Genomic DNA, 20,196 nt, shown 5'->3' with positions numbered 1-20,196 from the left:
TGGCTGGGGAGGTCGGGCTGTCGGGGCGGGTCCCCCTTGGCTGCAGGGGAGAAGGGGATCTCACCGGCGGATTGGTCTACGAGCGGTGGTGTGGTCGTTCTGCGCAGCGTTCCCGGCTTGAGCGGGGGCCTGCGTGCGGAGCGTTCGCCTTGCGTCGTGGTCCCTCTGCGGTGGTCCCGCTGCTCTCAAACCCCGTGGAGCGCATTGGGAGCGGTACGGGGGGATCGGCGCGTTGGGGGCGCTCGGGTCATCGGCCTCGGCGGCGCAGGGCGGTGACCAGGAGGGGCATCAGCTCGTCCAGGTAGGCGCGGTCGTAGCCCTGGCCGTTCATCAGCGCGAGGGCGAACCTGGTGTTGGCGACCTCTTCCGACGACGCGCCGATCATGCCGTCCAGGGCGATGCCGACCTCCTCCAGCACGCGGTCCACCTGGGAGGTCCGGTAGCCGCGCTGGTTCGGGCCGGCCTGGGGGATCCGGAGCGCGCGCAGCTGCTGCCACGTCGTGATCGGCGGGATCGCGCCCGGGCCCGGCGGGCTGTCGCGCAGCTGCTTCTCCACCCTCGCCAGGAAGGTGTCCACCTCGGTCTCGTCGTAGCCGCGGCGGCCGAAGACGGGGCGGCTGAACCTGACCTCGCGGACCTCCTGCGCGGTCAGGTCGTCCTGGCCCAGCAGCGTGTTCTCCACGCGGTCGAGGAACCTGTCCACCTGGGACTCCTGGTAGCCGCGCCGGCCGCGGGGCGGTTTGCCGAAGGCGGCGGTCCGGACGTCGCGGGCCGTCAGCGGGCGGGCGCCGGCGTCGTCGCGGGCCGGCGGCGCGGCCTCGGCGGGGGCCGGCGCGGCCTCGGCGGGTACCGCGTCGCGGATCGGGCGGACCGGGGCGGTGGCGTCGTCCGGGACGGGGCGCGGGCGCGGCGGGGGAGCGGGGGCGCGCTCCAGGGTCACCACGACGAGGTCCAGGAACGTGTCCACGTCGTCCTCGTCGTAGCCGACCCGGCCGGGCGGGGCGAAGGGGAACTCGACCTCCTGCACCTCGGTGGCGGTCAGGTGGTCGCGGCCCGCCAGGGTGGCCTCGACGCGGTCCAGGAAGGCGTCGACCTCGCCCTCGTGGTAGCCACGGTTGCCGGGGCGGGGCTTGTGGAAGCGCACGCCCCGCACGTCCTGCGGCGTGAGCCGGGGCGCGGGGCGCATCTTCGTGGACGTGGCGTGCGCGCCCTGCGCCGGCGCCACCGCCTGCCTGCGCTGGGGCGTGGAGCGCAGGGTCTCCGCCACCAGGTCCATGAACACGTCGACCTCGGCCGCGTGGTAGCCGGGCCTGGCCGGGCGGAAGCGCATCCGGCGCACCTCCTGCTCGCCGACGTCGTCGCGGCCGAGCAGGGTGGCCTCGATGCGGTCCAGGAAGTCGTCCACCTGCTGCTCGTCGTAGCCGGGCAGGCCGGGCGGCGGGCGGTGGAACGCGACCTGGCGCAGATCCTGCGCGCTCAACAGCGGCGCCGGATGTGCCGGTGTGTGCTGACGCGTTGGGAACCCGGCCACCCCGATACCTCCTTCGGTCGTATACCGGGGAGTATCGCCGCACGGTGGTGAAGATGTTTCGCCCTATCGGCTCAATGCGCCCGGAGGCGCTCTACCCTGTCGACCATGAGCCGGTTCGTGGACACGATGGTGGCGACCGCGGCGAACTCCGGGAGCCGTGGCATGACGACCGGGGAACCGGCCGCGCCGGTCCACCGGACCTGGGCCGAGGTGCACGAGCGGGCCGCGCGGATGGCCGGCGCGCTGGTCTCCGGCGGCGTCGGGCCGGGCGCGTCGATCGCCGTGCTGGCGGGCGACCCGGCCGAGATCGCGCCCGCCGTGCAGGCCGTGTGGCTCTCCGGCGGCAGCACCACCATGCTGCACCAGCCGACGGCCCGCACCGACCTCGCCGAGTGGGCCGCGGACACGCTGCGCGTCCTGGCCATGATCGACGCGCGCCTGGTGCTGCTGGGCAGCCCGTTCGACGCGCTGTCCGCCGTGCTGGACGAGCACGGCGTCGCCTACCGCAGGCTGACCGACCTGACCGGTGAACCGCTCGCGGAACCGGTCGGGGTGGACGAGTCCGCCACGGCGCTGCTCCAGCTCACCAGCGGCTCCACGGCCGACCCGAAGGCCGTCCGGATCACGCACGGCAACCTGTGGTCCAACGCCAGGGCGATGGAGGTGGCCGCCCGCCTGGACCCGGAGGCCGACCGCATGGTGTCGTGGCTGCCGCTGTTCCACGACATGGGGATGGTCGGCTTCCTGACCGTGCCGATGCTGTTCGGCATCGACCTGGTCAAGGTCACCCCGGTGGACTTCCTCGCCCGCCCGACCCTGTGGCCGGACCTGATCAGCCGCTACCGGGGCACGATCACCGCCGCGCCGAACTTCGCCTACGCCATCGCCGCCCGCCGCATGGGCGGCGTCGCGGACGGCACGTGGGACCTGTCGCGGCTGCGGATCGCGCTGAACGGCGCGGAACCCATCGACCCGACCGCGGTGAAGGCGTTCACCGACGCGGGCGCGCGGTTCGGGATGCCGGCGGAGTGCGTGCTCTGCGCGTACGGCATGGCGGAGACGACGCTGGGCGTGGCGTTCGCGCCCGTGTCCACCGGGATCAGCGTCGACGTCGTGGACCCGGACGAGCTGGAAGCGGGCCGGCGGGCCGTGCCGGTGGCGGCGGGCAGCCCGAACGCGCGGGCGTTCCCGCTGCTCGGCCCGCCGCTGCCCGGGCTGGAGGTGCAGGTGGTGGACGACTCGGGCGCGGTGCGCGGCGAGCGCGAGGTCGGCCACCTGCGGGTGCGCGGCGAGGCCGTGACGCCCGGCTACCTGACCGTCGACGGCCCGCGCGCCACCCGGGACGCCGAGGGCTGGCTCGACACCGGCGACGAGGGCTACGTCGTGGGCGGCCAGGTCGTCGTCTGCGGGCGGCGCAAGGACGTGATCATCATGGGTGGCCGCAACATCTACCCGACCGACATCGAGCGCGCCGCGGCCTCCGTGGAGGGCGTCCGCGCGGGCAACGCGGTCGCCGTGCGGCTGGACGCCGGGACGCGCCGCGAGCGGTTCGCGGTGGTCGTGGAGTCCAAGCTCGCCGGCGAGGACGAGGCGGCGCGGGAGCTGGGCAGGAGGGTCAGCGCGCGGGTCGTGGACGCGGTCGGCCTGCGCCCCTACTCGGTCGTGGTGCTCGGGCCGGGCAGCCTGCCCAAGACGCCGTCGGGCAAGCTGCGCCGCTCGGCCGCGTCGTCCCTGGTGCCGCGCTGAGGTGGACGTCGAATTACTGGAGGCTTGGGCCCGCTGGCTGGACGGTCAGCGGGTCGACGGCCTCCGGTTGTGGGGCCGGCCGATCCTGCACTGGGGCCGGCTGGGCAAGCTGCTGCAGTTCGCGGCCGGGCTGGTCGTGGTCCTGGACCTCGTCGGGGCGCGCCGCATCCACGCGGTGGCCCGGGCCCTGGGCGGCCACCGCTGGGCCGACGGCGTCGAGCGGGTCCGCGCCCACAACGCCGAGTACCGCCGGCGCCGGCGGCTGATCGCGGCCCGCGTCGCCGTCGACCGGGCGGAGGCGGTGCTCGGGGAGGCGGAGGACGACGTCCGCCGCGACAGGCTCGGCCCGCTCGTGGGCGGGGACTGGGAGTTGCCCGGCCACCGGGGCTCGTCGGCCCGCCCGGTGGACCCGGAACGGGAGGCGCGGCGGCAGGAGGCCCGCGCGGAGTCGGCAGCGGCTCGGGAGGCGGCTTCGGCCCCGGGCGCGGACCGGCCCTCGCGGTGGTGGGGGTGGGTCGCCCTGGCGGCGATCGCGCTGTGGCTCGGCGCGCTGCTGTGGGCCGTCCTGACCGGGGACGGCGGGCGGGCCGGGTGGGCGGACGCGGCGGAGGGGCTCGGCCTGTTCGCCGGCCTGCTGCTGGTGGTGCAGGTCGTCAGGAGGCCGACGGCGGCCTCCTGGCTGGAACAGGGCGTGCTGCTGGTCGTGGTCGTGGCGCGCATCGCCTACGGCCTGCTGGTCACGATCCTGGCGACCGCGCTCGCCTCCGCGTTCGGCGGTCGCCGCGCCGACTACCGGATCCGCCTGGCCGCCTTCGCCCTGTTCGTGGTCGGCTTCCAGTTCGACCTGCTGGCGTCGTGATCGGAGGGCCTGCGGAACGCGTGCTCAGTGGAATTTGTTCTCAGTGGAACTTGTGCTCAGTGGAATTTGTTCTGGGCGGCTTCCAGGCCCAGCTCCAGCAACGCCTCCACCGCGTCCGCCGCCCGGTCCAGCTCGAAAGCCAGTTCCTTGCGCTCCACCGGCGAGAAGTCCCGCAGCACGTAGTCCGCCGGGTCCATCCGGCCCGGCGGGCGGTCCACGCCGAAGCGCACGCGGTGGTAGTCCTTCGTGCCCAGCGACTTGGTGATCGACCGCAGCCCGTTGTGGCCGTTCTCGCCGCCGCCCAGCTTCATCCGCACCGTCGCGAACGGCAGGTCCAGCTCGTCGTGCACGACGACGATGTTCGCCGGCGGGACCTTGTAGAAGTTGGCGGTGCCGGCCACCGGCCCGCCCGAGGTGTTCATGTAGCCGCGCGGCTTGGCCAGCACGACGCGCCGGGAGCCGAGCCGGCCCTCCAGCACCTCGGCGCCGCCCCGGTGGGCCTTGAACCGGCCGCCGACCCGCTCGGCCAGCACGTCCAGGACCAGGAACCCGACGTTGTGGCGGTTGCCCTCGTACCTGGGTCCGGGGTTGCCCAGTCCCACGACCAGGCTCACGTCATCGGCCACGGGACCGGAACTCCTGCTCAAGCTCGTCCAACAGGGCGTCCACCGCACGGGTCCGGTAACCGCGCCGCAGACCCGACGTGGTGCTGAACCGCGTGTGGCGGACCTCGCTCGACGTCATCCGCCCGCGCCCGTCCAGCGACGTGGCGGCCCGCGCGAGGAAGGCGTCGACCTCGCGGGGATCGTAGCCGTTCGAGGACCGCGGCAGCTTCACCGCCAGCAGGTCCGCGCCGGACCGCAGCGACGTCGGCGGCACCGACCCGGCCCGCAGCTGCCACTCCAGGCGGGTGAGGAGGTCGTCCACGGCGCGCTGGTCGTACCCGCCGGGCACCTCGTGGAACACCGCGTTGCGCACCTCGTCGGGGTGCATCCGGGTGCGCCCGGCCAGCGCGTCCGCGATCCTGAGCAGGAACGCGTCGACCTGCGCCGGGTCGTAGCCCTTGCCGCTGCGCCTGCGGGGCAGCGCCGCCCGGCGGACCTCCGCCGGGCTCAGGGACGACGAAGGCACGCCACCCCAGCCCGGAGGCGGGGGAGGCGTGCCGTTCGACCAGCCCGACGTGATAGGGCTCAGCTCTCTTCGGCGGCCTCGGCGCCGGCGCCCTCGCCCTCGCCGCCGTCCATCTCGGCGGCGGTGGGAGCGGCGTTGACGGCCACGACCAGGGCGTCGGCGTCGGTCACCAGGGAGGCGCCCGTCGGCAGCGCGAGGTCCGAGGCGTGGATCTGGGTGCCGGCCTCGACACCGGAGATCGACACCTCGACCTGCTCGGGGATGTGCAGCGCCTCGGCCTCGACCTGGATGGTGGTCAGGTCCTGGGTGACCAGGACGCCGGGCGCGGGCTCGCCGACGACGAGCACGGGCACGTCGACGGTGACCTTCTCGCCCCGCTGCACCAGCAGCAGGTCGACGTGCTCGATGTAGTTCTTGATGGGGTGGGTGGTGACGGTCTTGGTCAGCGCGAGTTCGCTGGTGGAGTCGATGTCCAGCGTCAGAACTGCGTTGTGACCGTGCTCGCGGACGACACGGGCGAACTCGAGCGCCGGCAGGGCCAGGTGCTTCGGGTCGGAACCGTGGCCGTAGAGCACCGCGGGGATCTTGCCGGCACGACGGGTGCGGCGGGCTGCGCCCTTGCCGAACTCGGTGCGCTCCTCTGCGGCGAGACGGACCTCGGACACGGTGGGGCTCTCCTAACGGTCTGGCCTTGATACGTCGGGCGGGGCTGAGCGGGGTGCTGGCCTGCGGCGGCGGGCGGCGCGGAGGGTGGACACGCGCGGCATCACAACCGCCGCGTCGATCACGCCGAGCGTGATGCTCGCCCTCGCCGAGGCAACCTGAACAGTGTAGGCCGGTCCGCGGGTGGGGGCCTAATCGGGGGTGGGCGACGGGCGCCCGGCCGATCACCGGCGGCCCCGCTCGCGAGGTCCCGGCCGCGAGGTGCCCGGCGCGGTCGGTCGCCCGGAACGGGCGCGGCCGGCGCGCCGTCGGGTGACGACGCGCCGGCCGCGGCGGTCCCGCCGGTCGACCCGCGGGGGTCAGGCGTTGCCGTCGAACAGGCTCGTGACCGAGCCGTCCTCGAACACCTCCTGGATCACGCGGGCCAGCAGGGGCGCGATCGGCAGCACGGTCATGGCGTCGAACCGCTTGTCCGCCGGGATCGGCAGGGTGTCGGTGAAGACGACCTCGCGGGCCCCGCAGTCGCGCAGCCGGTCCACCGCCGGGCCGGACAGCACCGGGTGGGTGGCCGCGATGACCACGTCCGACGCGCCCTCGGCCAGCAGCTGGTCCACGGCCTTGGTGATCGTGCCGCCGGTGTCGATCATGTCGTCGATCACCACGCACAGCCGGTCCCGGACCTGGCCGACCACCCGGTTCGCCACGACCTCGTTCGGCCGCAGCGGGTCGCGCGTCTTGTGGATGAACGCGATCGGCGTGCCGCCCAGGGTGTCGGCCCACTTCTCCGCCAGCTTGGTGCGGCCGGCGTCGGGGGAGACCACCGTCAGCTCCTGGCCCGCGTACTTGTTGCGGATGTGGTCGGCCAGCAGCGGCATCGCCCACAGGTGGTCCACCGGGCCGTCGAAGAAGCCCTGGATCTGCGCCGTGTGCAGGTCGACGGCCACCAGCCGGTCCGCGCCCGCGGTCTTGAACAGGTCGGCCACCAGGCGGGCCGAGATCGGCTCGCGACCGCGGTGCTTCTTGTCCTGCCGGGCGTAGGGGTAGAACGGCATGATCACCGTGATGCGCTTGGCGGAGGCCCGCTTCAGCGCGTCGACCATGATCAGCTGCTCCATCAGCCACTGGTTGATGGGCGCGCAGTGCGACTGGATGACGAACGCGTCGCAGCCGCGCACCGACTCCTCGAACCGGACGAAGATCTCGCCGTTGGCGAAGTCGTAGGCCGACTGCGGGGTGACCGACACGTTCAGGTGCTTGGCCACCTGCTCGGTCAGCTCCGGGTAGGCGCGCCCACCGAACAGCATCAGGTTCTTCTTCGGCGTTCCGGGCATGGTGAGGTTCACGGTCGGCGCCCTTCCTCTGTCGTTTCGGCATTCTGCGCCGCCAGCGCCCGCTGCGCCGCGTCGGCGGCCGGTGTGCCCGGCCTGCGCTGGACGACCCAGCCCTCCAGGTTGCGCTGCGGACCGCCGGACACGGCCAGCGCGCCCGGTGGGACGTCGCGGCGCACGACGGTGCCCGCGCCGGTGTAAGCGCCGTCACCGACCGTCACGGGTGCGACGAACATGTTGTCGGAGCCGGTCTTGGCGTGCGAACCGATGACGGTGCGGTGCTTGTTCACCCCGTCGTAGTTCACGGTGACGCTGGCCGCGCCGATGTTGGAGTTCTCGCCGATGGTGGCGTCGCCGATGTAGCTCAGGTGCGGCACCTTGCTGCCGGCGCCGATGTCGGAGTTCTTCACCTCGACGAACGTGCCGATCTTGCCGCCGTTGCCCAGCCGGGCGCCGGGCCGCAGGTAGGCGAACGGGCCGACGGACGCGCCGGGCCCGATCTCCGCGCCGGTGCCGTGGGTGCGCACGACGCTCGCGCCCGCGCCGACCGAGCACGCGCTGAGCGTCGTGTCCGGCCCGACGACCGCGCCCTCGCCGACGACCGTGCCCCCGCGCAGCTGCACGCCCGGCTCGACCAGCACGTCCCGCGCCAGCCGCACGTCCACGTCCAGCCAGGTGGTCGCCGGGTCGACCACGGTCACGCCCTCGTGCATCCACCGCTCGACGGTCCGGCGGTTCAGCTCCGCGCCGAGCCGGGCCAGCTGCACCCGGTCGTTGACGCCCTCCACCAGCCACGGGTCGGCCGTCACGACCGCGCCCACGCCCCGGCCGTCCGACCGCGCGACGGCCAGCACGTCGGTCAGGTACAGCTCGCCCTGCGCGTTGTCGGTCGAGATCCGCGCCAGCGCGTCGCGCAGCACCGCCGCGTCGAACGCGTACACGCCCGAGTTGATCTCCCGGATGGCCCGCTGGTCGGCCGTGGCGTCCTTCTGCTCGACGATCGCCTCGACCTGCCCGGACGCCGAGCGCACGATCCGCCCGTACCCGGTCGGGTCGTCCAGCAGGGCGGTCAGCACGGTCACGGCGTTGCCCGCGGCGCCGTGGGCGTGCAGCAGCTCGGTCAACGTCGCCGAGTCCAGCAGCGGCGTGTCGCCGTAGGTCACCACGACGGTGCCGCCCAGGTCCGCGGGCAGCTCGGCGAGGCCGCAGCCCACCGCGTGCCCGGTGCCCTTCTGCTCCTCCTGCACCGCGACGACGACCTTGCGGTCCAGCGCGGCGGACAGGCCGTCCAGGTGCTGCGCCACCGCGGCGCGGCCGTGCCCGACGACGACGGCCAGGTGGTCCGGTTCGGTCCCCGCGGCGGCCCGGACCGCGTGCTCCACGAGGGAGCGACCGCCGATCCGGTGCAGCACCTTGGGGGTGGCTGAGCGCATGCGGGTGCCTTCGCCCGCCGCGAGGACGATCGTGCTGATTGGGGTGGGGACACCCTCGAGCATCAGCGCTCTCCCTAGCTGACTGAAAGTGCGTGCCTGCCAGCGGGAAAGCCTGGCTCCCGCCAGGTGTTGATACTAAGCCTCCGAGGAGGTCTCGCCTTCCACGGCGGCAACCTGGCAGCCACCCCTGCGTTTCGCCAAGTACATCGCCGAGTCGGCTCGGGCGAGCGCCTGGTTGGCCGTCTCGCGGGGCCGCACCGAGATCACCCCGACCGACAGCGTGACGCCCCTGGACAGGTCGGATGGCAAGTCCGCCACCGCATCCACGGCCCGCGCGAGGGCGGCCTCGGCGGAGGACAGCGGCGCACCGGGCAGCAGGACCACGAACTCGTCGCCCCCGTACCGGGCCACCAGGTCGTCGGTGCGCAGGGCCTGCCGGAGTGTGCCCGCAATCACGCGCAGGACGTCGTCACCCTCCGCGTGCGAGTGCTTGTCGTTGACGACCTTGAACCCGTCCAGGTCGACCAGCGCGATCGCCGTGGGGTGGGTCTGCGCGCTGATCAGGGCGCCGAGCCGGTCGTCGAGCGCGCGCCGGTTGGGCAGCCCGGTCAGCGGGTCCTGCAGCGCCTGCTGGGCGATGGCGCCGTGCGCCCGCGCCAGCCGCTCGTGGTCGCGCCGGGTGACCAGGGTGGCGGTGCGGGCCTCCTGCATCTGCCACAGCTCGACCTCCAGCGCGTCGGCGTAGGTCTGGAGCGCGGAGATGGTGTGCTCGCCGTGCGGGCCGGACAGCTTCGCGTACTCGCGCACCAGGCACAGCATCAGCGTCGGCTCGGAGGTGTCCCGCTCCAGCCGGGTGCGGGCGTCGGCGAGCACCTGCAGCGCCTGCTGCGGCAGCTCCTCCTGCTCCAGGCACCGGGACAGCGCGATGGACACGATGATCAGCTCGCGGGCGTACATGGCCAGCTCGCGCAGCCGCCACAGCGGGGCGATGTGCTGCGGGCCGGGCTTGGCCAGCGCGTGCGCCGCGCCGATGATCGGCACCTGCTCGGCGGCCGACCGGTCCCGGCGGCCGGGGTGCAGCGACTCCCGGAAGGGCCCCTCGACGGCCTCGGAGATGGCGGCGGCGGTCGAGAACTTGACCGCCGCCTCCTCGACGTTGCCCACCCGCTCCAGCCGCAGGCCCCAGCCGATCAGCATGCGGGCCCGGTTGGACAGGTGGATGTAGATCAGGTGCGGCCCCGCGCTGTCCCGGATCGCGTTGTGCGCCCTGGCCAGCACCGCGTCGGCCATCTCGTAGACGCCCAGCTGGGTGAGCACCAGCCCGGTGGTCTGCAGGGCGTTGGCCAGCAGCCGGTCCCAGGTGCGCTTGTCCAGCAGCGGGTCCGGGGTGAGGTCCTCCTCCAGCATGGCCAGGCCGCTGGCGACCTCGGTCAGCGCCTTGTCCTCGAACCCGCCGAGCAGGTAGCGCCGGCCGCGCAGCGCGTGCGCCTCGGCCTCCAGCACGACCAGGCCGTGCCGCCGGGTGTGCGTCAGCAGCTCGTCCAGCATGGTGTCCGAGCGGTTCACCAGCGGGGGGGTGACCAGCCGCACCACGGCCGCCGCGCGCAGGAGCTGGCCGACGATCCGGGGCTCGCCCCGCGCCTGCGCCTCGCCGAGCAGCTCGTCCACCTCGCGGCAGGCTTCGAGCTGGTCGGCGAGGTGGCTGCTCTGGGCAACGGCCACGAGTTCGCTCGCGCGGCCGACCAGCCAGGCGTCGGACATCTCGTGGAGCCCCGGCGCCACGGTGTCCTGCTCGTCGACCGCTTCCTCGCGCAGCGGCTCACACCCCCCATGCAGACGCGGACGCAGGGTGGCCGGGACCGGGTGCGGGCTCGGCCGTTCTCGCTCCGCCACCAGGATTCGAACCTGGACCATCGGAACCAAAATCCGAGGTGCTGCCTTTACACCATGGCGGAACGGGCGGAGGTTGCCCTCTGCCGCGCGAACACATGTTGTCACGACTGGTCCCCGGAGGTCAGCACCACCACTCAACTGGCCGAAATCCGTCGGTCACCTGATCATGACCCTGCGTGTTCCGGCAGGTCACGCCGCTTCCGTCCGGGCGCTTGGACTGGTCGTTCCGGGCGTGGCCCGGCCGGCGGCGGGCGGCCGGGCGACCGCCGACCAGCGCCGGGCGGGCCGTCGGGCGGCGTCGGGCGCTTCGGCAGTCCGCCACTGCGCGTCACCGCGGGGGTGCGGAATCCGCCGGTGCGGGGCACTCCCCGCCGGCCCGGTTGCCGGCGGCCGGAGCGGGTAACCCGGTGTGGTGCACGGCACCCACCGCTTCGCGGCCGGGCCGGCCCCCGTGGCGCGGGTGCGCGCCGCCCGGCCGCCACCGGGCGGTCCCGGCGCGCGTGTGCCGATGGGCACAGCGGCCCGGAACCCCGTCGACCCGACCGTGAATTCACCACTTCGAGCGAAGCCCGCACCGCGGCCGGGGAAGGACCGCCCCGACCCGCCGCGGCGACGGCCGCCGACCGGCGCCACCGGCGTCGACGGCCCGGCGGGCGGCGGTGCGGAGGCCCGGGTCGGGTCCGCGCGGCGGGCGCCCGGGGACCTCCCCGGCGCGAGTCGCGCGGCGCGCGCACGACACGCCCGAGAACCTGAGAACACGCCGAGAGTTTCGCCACCGGTGTGGCGGGACCAGCCTGGCCTAACTTACGCTTCCGTAAGTTACGGTTCCGTAGGTAACACCCCCGACGAGCAAGAGGTACCCGCATGACCAGCACCCTTGAGAGCAGGTCCACGCCGCCGAGCCCCGACAAGGGGCCCAAGCCGATGATCGACGGCCGTCGCGGCCACGTGGAGCAGTTGAGCGTCTACGTGTTCGTCATCGTGCCGTTCCTGGCTCTGCTCGCGGCGGTGCCGTTCGCCTGGGGCTGGGGGCTTGGCTGGGTGGACGTGGCGCTGTTCGTCGCCTTCTACTACCTGGCCGGTCTGGGCGTCACCATCGGCTACCACCGGTTCTTCACGCACGGCTCGTTCAAGGCCAACCGGCCGCTCAAGATCGCCCTGGCCATCGCGGGCAGCATGGCGCTGCAGGGCCCGGTCATCGTCTGGGTGGCCGACCACCGCCGCCACCACGCCTTCTCCGACCGCGAGGGCGACCCGCACTCGCCGTGGCTGTTCGGCTCCGGCCCGGTCGCGCTGGCCAAGGGCTTCTGGCACGCCCACATGGGCTGGCTGTTCGAGCGGGACAAGACCAACGCGCAGCGCTTCGCGCCGGACCTGCTGGCCGACCAGGACCTGGTGAAGATCGACAAGCTATTCTGGCTGTGGACCACGATCAGCCTGCTCGCCCCCGGCGTGCTGGGCGGCCTGATCACCATGTCGTGGGCCGGCGCGCTGTCGGCGTTCTTCTGGGCGGGCCTGGTGCGCGTCGCGTTCCTGCACCACGTGACGTGGTCGGTCAACTCGATCTGCCACATGGTCGGCGACCGCCCGTTCGCCGCCCGCGACCGCTCCGCCAACGTGTGGGCGCTGGCGATCCTGTCCTTCGGCGAGTCGTGGCACAACCTGCACCACGCCGACCCGACCTGCGCGCGGCACGGCGTCAAGCGCGGCCAGATCGACACCTCCGCCCGGCTCATCTGGCTGTTCGAGAAGTTCGGCTGGGCGCGCGACGTGCGCTGGCCCAACCAGCAGCGGCTGGCCCGGATCAGCGTCAAGAAGTGACGACTCCACCCGCCCCTCGCCCACGCGGCGGGGGGCGGGTGTTTAGGGTGACCGGGGTGGCGGGCAGACGGCGCGAAGGCGACACCCCGGTCCCGCGCGTGCGGATGACCGGGAAGGAGCGGCGCGAGCAGTTGCTCGACGTCGCTCGGGCGTTGTTCGCCGAGAAGGGCTTCGAGGTCACCTCGATCGAGGAGATCGCCCACCGGGCGGGCGTCTCCAAGCCCGTGGTGTACGAGCACTTCGGCGGCAAGGAAGGCATCTACGCGGTCGTGGTGGACCGCGAGATGCAGTACCTGATGGACCACATCGTCAACGCCCTGTCCGGGGGCCACCCCCGGGAGCTGCTCGAACAGGCCGCGTGCGCGCTGCTGGACTACATCGAGGGCTCGACCGACGGCTTCCGCATCCTGGTGCGCGACTCGCCGGTGGCCTCCTCGACCGGGACGTTCTCCTCGCTGCTCAACGACATAGCCTCGCAGGTCGAGTCGATCCTCGGGCTGCACTTCTCCCGGCAGGGCTACGACCGCAAGCTCGCGGCCCTCTACAGCCAGGCCCTGGTCGGGATGGTCGCGCTGACCGGCCAGTGGTGGCTGGAGGTGCGCAAGCCGAAGAAGGACGAGGTGGCCGCGCACCTGGTCAACCTGGCCTGGAAGGGCCTGTCGCACATGGACCACAAGCCCCGTCTGCGCACCCGGCGCTGAAGGCGGTGGTCAGCCCCGCGTCACCCTCAGGACCTTGTCGTCCGACCCGTTGGACGTGGTCAGGTAGAGGGCCTGGTCCGGGCCCAGGGCCGCGCCGCGCAGCCGGCCGTGGGCGCCGTCGAGCTGCTCGGGGATCGAGACCGAGTGCACCCCGCCCTCCGCGGTGACGGTGAACAGCAGCAGCTTGGAGCCCTTGAGCGCGGTGACGGCCAGGGCGCCGGCCAGGTCGCCCCACCGCTCGCCGGCGAGGAAGACGGCGTCGCAGATCGCCTCCGTCGGGCTGCCGGACGACCACGCGGCGGGCACGGCGTCGGGGAAGCGCTCCAGGTCGGTCATCGGGACGCCCTCGTCGTAGCCCTCGACCGAGCCGCCCCGCGACGGGTCCCAGCCGTAGTTCGCACCGGGTTGCAGGACGTTCAGCTCGTCGTCCACGTCCGGCCCGTGCTCGGCGGTGAGCACCAGCCCGTCCTCGCGGACGGCGATGCCCTGCACGTTGCGGTGGCCGCGGGTGATCGGCCCGCCCTCGCCGGTCGCCAGGTCCAGGCCGAGCACCTTGCCGCCGAGGCTGCCGAGGTCCTGGGCGACCGGCGCGCGGGCGGTGTCGCCGGTGCCGACCAGCAGCCTGCCGTCGTGGTCCAGGGCGAGCCGGCAGCCCGAGTGCCGCCCGCTGGGGTTGACCGGCAGCCCGCCCCGCAGCGGGTCCACCACCCGCGTGGCGCGGTTGCCGGTCAGCTCCCAGGTCACCAGCCGGATGTCGCTCGCGGTGGCGGCGCACGTGGTGAAGCGGTTCGTCGTCGCGAAGTCCGGGTGCACCACCAGCCCCATCAGGCCGCCCTCGCCGCGCGCCACCACGTCGCCGAGGTCGGCCTCGACCTGCGTGCGCGTGCCCCGGTCGACCAGGGCGAGCCGGCCCGGCCGCTCGGTGACCAGCATCCGGCCGTCGGGCAGGAAGCCGATCTCCCACGGGTGGGTGAACCCGCTCGCGACGACCTCCACCTCGATCCCGCCGGGCGCCGGCGTGCCGGGGGCGCTGCCCCCGGACGCGTCCGAACACCCGACCAGCAGCAGCACGGCAGCGAACGCGACGACCCGGCGCATGACGCCCAGGATGCCAACGCGGGTGTGTGCTCGCGCTACGGCGCGCACACCCGCCCGGACGTGCCCGCCGGCGCCGCGCCGACCCGCTTCGACGGCGTGCGGGTCGCCGCGCCGCCTACCGGGGCGCACCCCCGGCGGCGGCGCCGCGCGGATCGCCGGGGCGGCGCCCCACCCGGTCAAGCGACCGAAATCGGCGCGCGCGGCGGTGCGGCCGGCACGTAGGCTGGTGGCGAGCACCCCTACCGGAGGGCACAGGTCCCGGGCAGGGGTCTGTCCTCGTTTCCCCCCGGGAGCCACGCCAATGCCCCAGCCCGGCCCTCTTTCCGGCCTGCTGACCGCTGTCCTGTCCGACAAGGCCCTCGGCGCCGTGGTCGACTCCCTCGGCGCGCCGTCGCTGGAGCTGGAGGGCGCGCCCGCCGCCCGGCCGATGGTGGTCGCCGCCCTGGCGCGCCGGGCGCCGGTCCTCGCCGTCACCGCCACCGGGCGGGAGGCCGACGAGCTGACCCGCGTGCTGTGCGACCTGATCGGCCACGACGCGGTCGCGATCTTCCCGAGCTGGGAGACGCTGCCGCACGAGCGCCTGTCGCCGCGGGCCGACACCGTGGGCGCGCGGCTGGAGGTGCTCCGCCGGCTGCGCCACCCCGGCGACCGCCCGCTGCGGGTCGTGGTCGCCACCATCCGCAGCGTTATCCAGCCGATGGCGCCCGGCCTGGGCGACCTCGCGCTGGTCGACCTGGAGGTCGGCGGCGAGCACGACTTCGAGCGGCTGCTCACCGACCTGGCCGAGCTGGCCTACAGCCGCGTCGACATGGTGGAGAAGCGCGGCGAGTTCGCCGTCCGCGGCGGCATCCTCGACGTCTTCCCGCCGACCGCCGAGCACCCGCTGCGGGTCGAGTTCTGGGGCGACGAGGTCAGCGAGATCCGGCCGTTCTCGGTGGCCGACCAGCGCTCGCTGCCGCAGGAGGTGCGGCGGTTCACCGCGCCGCCGTGCCGGGAGCTGCTGCTCACCGAGCGGGTCCGGGAGCGGGCCGTCGAGCTGGCCCGCGCCCACGAGTCGGACGCGCAGCTGGTCGAGATGCTGGAGAAGCTCGCCAACGGCATCCCCGCCGAGGGCATGGAGGCGCTGATCCCGGCGCTGTGCGAGGGCGAGCTGCAGCTGCTCACCGACGTGGTGCCCGACGGCACGCACGTGCTGCTCAACGACCCGGAGAAGATCCGCGCCCGGGCCCACGACCTCGTCCGCACCGGCCAGGAGTTCCTGGAAGCCTCGTGGATGGCGGCGGCCGGCGGCGGCCGGGCCCCGATCGACCTGGGCGCGTCGGCCTACCGCAGCCTGGCCGAGGTGGCCGACGCCGCGCGGGCCGCGGGCAGGCCCTGGTGGACGCTGAGCCAGCTGACCACCGAGAGCACCGACGTGGTGCGGCTGGAGTTCAAGCACGTCGAGGCTTACCAGGGCGACGTCGACCGGGCGTTCGCCGACCTGCGCGCGCACACCGCGTCCGGCGGCACGGCCGTCCTGGTGGTGCCCGGCGCGGGCACGGCGCAGCGCGCGGTGGAGCAGCTGGTCGACGCCGAGGTGCCCGCCGTGCTGCGGCCGGCGCTGGAGGAGCCGCCGCCGGCCGGTTCGGTCACGGTGGTCCGCGGCGCGCTGGAGGACGGCTTCGCGCTGCCGGAGCCGGCCCTGGTGGTGCTGACCGAGACCGACCTGACCGGCGGGCGCGGCGGCACGTCCACCAAGGACATGCGGCGGATGCCCTCGCGCCGGCGCAACGCGGTGGACCCGCTCGCGCTCAAGGCGGGCGACTTCGTGGTCCACGAGCAGCACGGCATCGGCAAGTACGTCGAGATGGTGCAGCGCACCACCAGGGACACCACCGGCTCGACCACCACCCGCGAGTACCTGGTGCTGGAGTACGCCTCGTCCAAGCGCGGCCAGCCCGGCGACCGGCTGTTCGTGCCCACCGACCAGCTCGACGAGGTGTCCCGCTACGTCGGCGGCGAGCTGCCCACCCTGAACAAGCTGGGCGGCAGCGACTGGAAGTCCACCAAGGCCAAGGCGCGCAAGGCGGTCAAGCAGATCGCGGCCGAGCTGGTGCAGCTCTACGCCGCCCGCCAGGCCGCGCCCGGCCACGCGTTCGCCCCGGACACCCCGTGGCAGCGGGAGCTGGAGGACGCCTTCCCGTTCACCGAGACCGTCGACCAGATGGCGGCGATCGACGAGGTGAAGGCCGACATGGAGCGCACGGTCCCGATGGACCGGGTGATCTGCGGCGACGTGGGCTACGGCAAGACCGAGATCGCGGTGCGCGCGGCGTTCAAGGCGGTGCAGGACGGCAAGCAGGTCGTGGTGCTGGTGCCGACCACGCTGCTGGCGCAGCAGCACCTCAACACGTTCACCGAGCGGATGCGCGCGTTCCCGGTCAAGGTCAGGGGCCTGTCCCGCTTCACCGACCCGCAGGAGGCCGAGCAGGTCGTCGCCGGGCTCGCGGACGGCGACGTGGACGTCGTCATCGGCACGCACCGGCTGCTGCAGAAGGGCCTGCGCTACAAGGACCTGGGGCTGGTGATCGTCGACGAGGAGCAGCGGTTCGGCGTCGAGCACAAGGAGCACATCAAGGCGCTGCGCACGCACGTGGACGTGCTGACGATGTCGGCCACGCCCATCCCGCGCACGCTGGAGATGTCCCTGGCGGGCATCCGGGAGATGTCCACCATCCTCACCCCGCCCGAGGAGCGGCACCCGATCCTGACCTACGTCGGCGCGTACGACGACAAGCAGGTCGCCGCGGCCGTCCGCCGCGAGCTGCTGCGCGACGGCCAGGTGTTCTACGTGCACAACCGGGTCTCCACGATCGAGAAGGCCGCCCGCCGCATCCGCGAGCTGGTGCCCGAGGCCCGCGTGGTCACCGCGCACGGCCAGATGAACGAGGACAAGCTGGAGAAGGTCATCCAGGGCTTCTGGGAGCGCGAGTTCGACGTGCTGGTGTGCACGACGATCGTGGAGACCGGCCTGGACATCTCCAACGCGAACACGCTCATCGTGGAGCGCGGCGACCTGCTCGGCCTGGCGCAGCTGCACCAGCTGCGCGGCCGGGTCGGGCGCGGCCGGGACCGCGGCTACGCCTACTTCCTGTACCCGCCGGAGGCCCCGCTGACCGAGACCGCGCACGACCGGCTCGCCACCATCGCGCAGAACACCGAGCTGGGCGCGGGCATGGCGGTCGCGATGAAGGACCTGGAGATCCGGGGCGCGGGCAACATCCTGGGCGCCGAGCAGTCCGGCCACATCGCGGGCGTCGGCTTCGACCTCTACGTCCGGCTGGTCGGCGAGGCCGTGGAGGCGTTCCGGCGGCACGCGGGCGCGGAGGTCGAGGGCGACGAGGAGCTGGCCGAGGTCCGCGTCGACCTGCCGGTGGACGCGCACATCCCGCACGACTACGTGCCCGGCGAGCGGCTGCGGCTGGAGGCTTACCGGAAGATCGCGGCGGCGGGCGACGAGGCGGCGCTGCAGGCGGTGCGGGACGAGCTGAAGGACCGCTACGGCGCGCCGCCGCTGCCGGTCGAGCGGCTGCTCGCGGTGGCCCGGTTCCGGCAGACCTGCCGGGCGCACGGCGTGACCGAGGTGGTGGTGCAGGGCGCGACCATCCGGTTCTCCCCGCTGGAGCTGAAGGACTCCCAGCTGGTGCGGCTGCGCCGGCTGCACCCGAAGGCCGTCCACAAGCCGGCCACCCGCACGGTGTCGGTGCCTAGGCCGACGGAGGGAGCGGCCGGCGGCCGGATGGGCGCACCGCTGCTGCGCGACCAGGAGCTGCTGGATTGGTGCGCGCACTTCCTGGGATCATTGGCGGGTACTCCCGTGAGCCCGGTCACGGGTTCGTGAGAGGGTAACGGCCGTGAGGACTGTGCAGAGGCGCTTCACCCTGGTCGGCGCGGCGGTCGCACTGCTGGTGGCGGGCTGCGGTGGCGCCGGCCCCAGCCAGGTGGGCTCGGCCGCCATCATCGGCGACACCGCGATCCCGCTGGAGCGCGTCCAGCAGCGGCTGGACGCGGTGCTCAAGAAGGAGCCCGAGGCCCAGAAGCTCCAGGAGCAGCGCAAGCTCGACCAGGTGTCCCGCCAGCTGGTGACCCTGGGCGTGCAGCACGAGCTGATCGAGCGGGCCGCGCAGCGCGAGGGCGTCACCGTGTCCGAGGAGGCGGTGACCGAGTCCGTGGAGAACGCGGGCGGCGCCGAGGCGGCCTCGCAGAACACGGTCTACGACGCGGCCACGTTCCGCGAGCGGGCCAGGGACCAGCTGCTGCTGGTCGAGCTGGCGCGCAAGTACGTGGACCGGATGGAAGTCACCTTCGACTACTTCTTCACCAAGGACAACAAGGACGCCGTCGAGAAGGCCGAGCAGGTCGCCAAGGACCCGTCGAAGATGGCCGGCTTCGTGCGCTCCGGGCCGCAGGGCCCGGAGGGGCAGCAGCTGGCCAAGATGGGGCAGAAGGTCAGCTCCGCGGAGTCGCCGCAGGCGGCGGGCTCGCCGCTGTTCGGCGTGCAGCCGGGCACCGTGGTCGCCTTCGCGCCGGACCCGGGCAGCGCGCAGTGGCTCGTGGCGTACGTGACCGAGCGCGACGACGACGCCCGCCGCAGCGGCGAGGCGTCGTCCACCGAGCAGCTCACGCCGCAGCTGCTGGAGCAGATCGGGCTGCGGCTGGTGCAGCGGCTGGCGGGCGACCCGGAGATCCGGGTGAACCCGCGCTACGGCGTGTGGGACCGGACCGCGATCGCCCTCGCGCCCAGCGACGACGAGCTGACCGGCTTCCAGGCGACCGCCCGGCAGACCCGGCAGTGACGGGAGCGCCGTGACCGACACCGTCGTGGTGCTCAACTCCCCGCACGACCAGGTGCTGCCCGCCGCCGCGCTGCCCGCCCTGCGGGCCGCGGCGGCGGTGTTCGCCTCGGCCGAGCTGGACCGGAACTACTGGGTGGCCCTGGGCACGACCCCGGTGGCCGGGACCGCCGGGCCGGTCGTCTACCTGACGGCCGACCCGGAGGACCCGCACGCCCGCGAGCTGGTCGCCGGCGGCGCGGCCGTGCTGCGCAACCCGACGGGCACGCTGCTGCTCGACGCGGTCTCGGTGATGGACCGCCTGCGCTCGCCCGGCGGCTGCCCGTGGGACGCCGAGCAGGACCACCGGTCGCTGCGGCAGTACCTGGTCGAGGAGACCTACGAGCTGCTGGAGGCCATCGAGGACGGCGACCGGGCCGCGCTGCGCGAGGAACTGGGCGACGTGCTGCTGCAGGTGCTGTTCCACGCGCGGGTCGCCGCCGAGGACGCCGAGCCGTTCGGCGTGGACGAGGTGGCGGGCGACCTGGTCCGCAAGCTCGTCGGCCGGCACCCGCACGTGTTCGAGGGGGGCGACCCGGCGGTGCGCGACGCGACCTCCCAGCAGCACCGGTGGGAGGAGCTGAAGCAGGCCGAGAAGCAGCGGGAGTCCAGCGTGGACGGTGTCGCGACCGGGCAGCCGGCCGTGGCGCTGGCGGGCAAGCTGGCCCAGCGGACCGCGCGCGCCGGCCTGCCGGTGGACCTGCTGCCCGAGGGCGACGACGCCGGGACCGCGCTGTTCGCGGTGGCGGCGCTGGCGAAGCTGGCCGGCGAGGACCCGGAGGCGGAGCTGCGCGCGGTGGCGCGGGCGTTCGCCGCGCGGGTGCGGGCGGCGGAGCAGGCGGCCCGCGCCGCCGGCGTGACCTCCCTGACGGCGCAGGACTGGCGCGCCTACTGGCCCGCCTGAGCCTGAGCCGCGTCGAACGCCTGCACCGCCTCGGTCACGCTGTCCGCCAGTCGGCGCAGCGCCTGTGGCGTGCCGACGATCTCGAACTCGGGCAGGTTCCCGATCGCGAGCACGACCTCGTGCGGGTGCACGGTCCACTCGATCCTGCTGTCCTCCCGGACCCCCACCCAAGCCTGCATCTCCACCACGACTGCCTCCTCGGTTTCTTGAGACAATC

The 20,196-nt window shown here is 73.8% G+C and carries 16 protein-coding genes and 1 tRNA gene; 7 read left to right on the top strand and 10 right to left on the bottom strand.

The genetic code is table 11. The annotated features are described in order from the left end of the window. Positions 1–247: 247 nt before the first annotated feature. Positions 248–1,480: a DivIVA domain-containing protein gene (locus JOE68_RS31790; protein WP_275584720.1), complete on the bottom strand. Its 1,233-nt coding sequence runs from the start codon at positions 1,478–1,480 to the stop codon at positions 248–250. Between the two features lie 156 nt (positions 1,481–1,636). Between JOE68_RS31790 and JOE68_RS11900 the strand changes: the two genes are divergently transcribed. Both JOE68_RS11900 and JOE68_RS11895 read left to right on the top strand, forming a co-directional pair. After that, positions 1,637–3,277, top strand: coding sequence for a fatty acyl-AMP ligase (locus JOE68_RS11900; RefSeq protein ID WP_204842419.1), 1,641 nt, complete (start codon positions 1,637–1,639; stop codon positions 3,275–3,277). Between the two features lies 1 nt (position 3,278). Next, entirely contained in the window at positions 3,279–4,136 is an 858-nt protein-coding gene (locus JOE68_RS11895) for a hypothetical protein (protein ID WP_204842418.1), read from the top strand. Between the two features lie 56 nt (positions 4,137–4,192). On the opposite strand, the gene pth is transcribed toward JOE68_RS11895, so the two are convergent. From pth to JOE68_RS11860, 7 genes are all read right to left on the bottom strand, one after another. Beyond that, entirely contained in the window at positions 4,193–4,762 is a 570-nt protein-coding gene (gene pth / locus JOE68_RS11890) for an aminoacyl-tRNA hydrolase (RefSeq protein WP_204842417.1), read from the bottom strand. Then, positions 4,752–5,267: a DivIVA domain-containing protein gene (locus JOE68_RS11885; protein WP_204842416.1), complete on the bottom strand. Its 516-nt coding sequence runs from the start codon at positions 5,265–5,267 to the stop codon at positions 4,752–4,754. Before JOE68_RS11885 ends, pth begins: the two co-directional genes overlap by 11 nt. 59 nt (positions 5,268–5,326) lie before the next feature. Further along, complete coding sequence (locus JOE68_RS11880) at positions 5,327–5,932, bottom strand: 50S ribosomal protein L25/general stress protein Ctc (RefSeq protein WP_204842415.1); 606 nt, start codon at positions 5,930–5,932, stop codon at positions 5,327–5,329. A gap of 357 nt (positions 5,933–6,289) precedes the next feature. Beyond that, positions 6,290–7,261, bottom strand: coding sequence for a ribose-phosphate diphosphokinase (locus JOE68_RS11875; RefSeq protein WP_204846058.1), 972 nt, complete (start codon positions 7,259–7,261; stop codon positions 6,290–6,292). 8 nt (positions 7,262–7,269) lie between these two features. Beyond that, positions 7,270–8,754 (bottom strand): bifunctional UDP-N-acetylglucosamine diphosphorylase/glucosamine-1-phosphate N-acetyltransferase GlmU, encoded by a 1,485-nt coding sequence (gene glmU / locus JOE68_RS11870; RefSeq protein ID WP_204842414.1) that lies wholly within the window; start codon positions 8,752–8,754, stop codon positions 7,270–7,272. A gap of 72 nt (positions 8,755–8,826) precedes the next feature. Further along, entirely contained in the window at positions 8,827–10,452 is a 1,626-nt protein-coding gene (locus tag JOE68_RS11865; protein ID WP_239563605.1) for a GGDEF domain-containing protein, read from the bottom strand. Positions 10,453–10,575: 123 nt separating this feature from the next. Then, positions 10,576–10,646 (bottom strand) — tRNA-Gln (locus JOE68_RS11860). An 802-nt stretch (positions 10,647–11,448) separates the two neighbouring features. Between JOE68_RS11860 and JOE68_RS11855 the strand changes: the two genes are divergently transcribed. Together JOE68_RS11855 and JOE68_RS11850 are read left to right on the top strand one after the other, a co-directional pair. Continuing rightward, positions 11,449–12,405: an acyl-CoA desaturase gene (locus JOE68_RS11855; protein ID WP_204842412.1), complete on the top strand. Its 957-nt coding sequence runs from the start codon at positions 11,449–11,451 to the stop codon at positions 12,403–12,405. A 104-nt stretch (positions 12,406–12,509) separates the two neighbouring features. Further along, on the top strand, positions 12,510–13,106 hold the full coding sequence (locus tag JOE68_RS11850) for a TetR/AcrR family transcriptional regulator (protein ID WP_121223234.1): 597 nt from the start codon (positions 12,510–12,512) through the stop codon (positions 13,104–13,106). A gap of 9 nt (positions 13,107–13,115) precedes the next feature. On the opposite strand, the gene JOE68_RS11845 is transcribed toward JOE68_RS11850, so the two are convergent. Continuing rightward, positions 13,116–14,204, bottom strand: a complete 1,089-nt coding sequence (locus tag JOE68_RS11845; RefSeq protein WP_204842411.1) for a PQQ-dependent sugar dehydrogenase — start codon at positions 14,202–14,204, stop codon at positions 13,116–13,118. Positions 14,205–14,505: 301 nt separating this feature from the next. On the opposite strand from JOE68_RS11845, the gene mfd reads away from it, so the two are divergent. From mfd to JOE68_RS11830, 3 genes are read left to right on the top strand one after another with little or no spacing between them, the layout of a single operon-like run. Further along, a complete protein-coding gene (mfd, locus tag JOE68_RS11840) occupies positions 14,506–18,084 on the top strand; it encodes a transcription-repair coupling factor (RefSeq protein ID WP_204842410.1) in 3,579 nt (1,192 codons plus the stop codon). Between the two features lie 13 nt (positions 18,085–18,097). Further along, positions 18,098–19,039, top strand: coding sequence for a SurA N-terminal domain-containing protein (locus JOE68_RS11835; RefSeq protein WP_204842409.1), 942 nt, complete (start codon positions 18,098–18,100; stop codon positions 19,037–19,039). 10 nt (positions 19,040–19,049) lie between these two features. Beyond that, positions 19,050–19,979 carry a nucleoside triphosphate pyrophosphohydrolase gene (locus JOE68_RS11830; protein WP_204842408.1) on the top strand — a complete coding sequence of 310 codons (930 nt, stop codon included), beginning with the start codon at positions 19,050–19,052 and terminating at the stop codon, positions 19,977–19,979. On the opposite strand, the gene JOE68_RS11825 is transcribed toward JOE68_RS11830, so the two are convergent. Further along, positions 19,964–20,167, bottom strand: a complete 204-nt coding sequence (locus JOE68_RS11825) for a hypothetical protein (protein ID WP_204842407.1) — start codon at positions 20,165–20,167, stop codon at positions 19,964–19,966. The two genes, JOE68_RS11830 and JOE68_RS11825, sit on opposite strands and share 16 nt — an antisense overlap. Positions 20,168–20,196: the final 29 nt, after the last annotated feature.

The organism is Saccharothrix algeriensis, from assembly GCF_016907655.1.
GTDB classification, from domain to species: Bacteria; Actinomycetota; Actinomycetes; order Mycobacteriales; family Pseudonocardiaceae; genus Actinosynnema; species Actinosynnema algeriense.
Note: the sequence above shows the minus strand (reverse complement) of the source record. Positions and strands in the feature narration are given on the sequence as shown.

Coding starts and splice junctions, on each gene's coding strand:
- JOE68_RS11855 (WP_204842412.1), top strand. CDS start 11,449: ATGACCAGCACCCTTGAGAGCAGGTCCACGCCGCCGAGCCCCGACAAG.
- glmU (WP_204842414.1), bottom strand. CDS start 8,754: ATGCTCGAGGGTGTCCCCACCCCAATCAGCACGATCGTCCTCGCGGCG.
- JOE68_RS11850 (WP_121223234.1), top strand. CDS start 12,510: ATGACCGGGAAGGAGCGGCGCGAGCAGTTGCTCGACGTCGCTCGGGCG.
- JOE68_RS11865 (WP_239563605.1), bottom strand. CDS start 10,452: ATGTCCGACGCCTGGCTGGTCGGCCGCGCGAGCGAACTCGTGGCCGTT.
- JOE68_RS11875 (WP_204846058.1), bottom strand. CDS start 7,261: ATGCCCGGAACGCCGAAGAAGAACCTGATGCTGTTCGGTGGGCGCGCC.
- JOE68_RS11845 (WP_204842411.1), bottom strand. CDS start 14,204: ATGCGCCGGGTCGTCGCGTTCGCTGCCGTGCTGCTGCTGGTCGGGTGT.
- mfd (WP_204842410.1), top strand. CDS start 14,506: ATGCCCCAGCCCGGCCCTCTTTCCGGCCTGCTGACCGCTGTCCTGTCC.
- JOE68_RS11900 (WP_204842419.1), top strand. CDS start 1,637: ATGAGCCGGTTCGTGGACACGATGGTGGCGACCGCGGCGAACTCCGGG.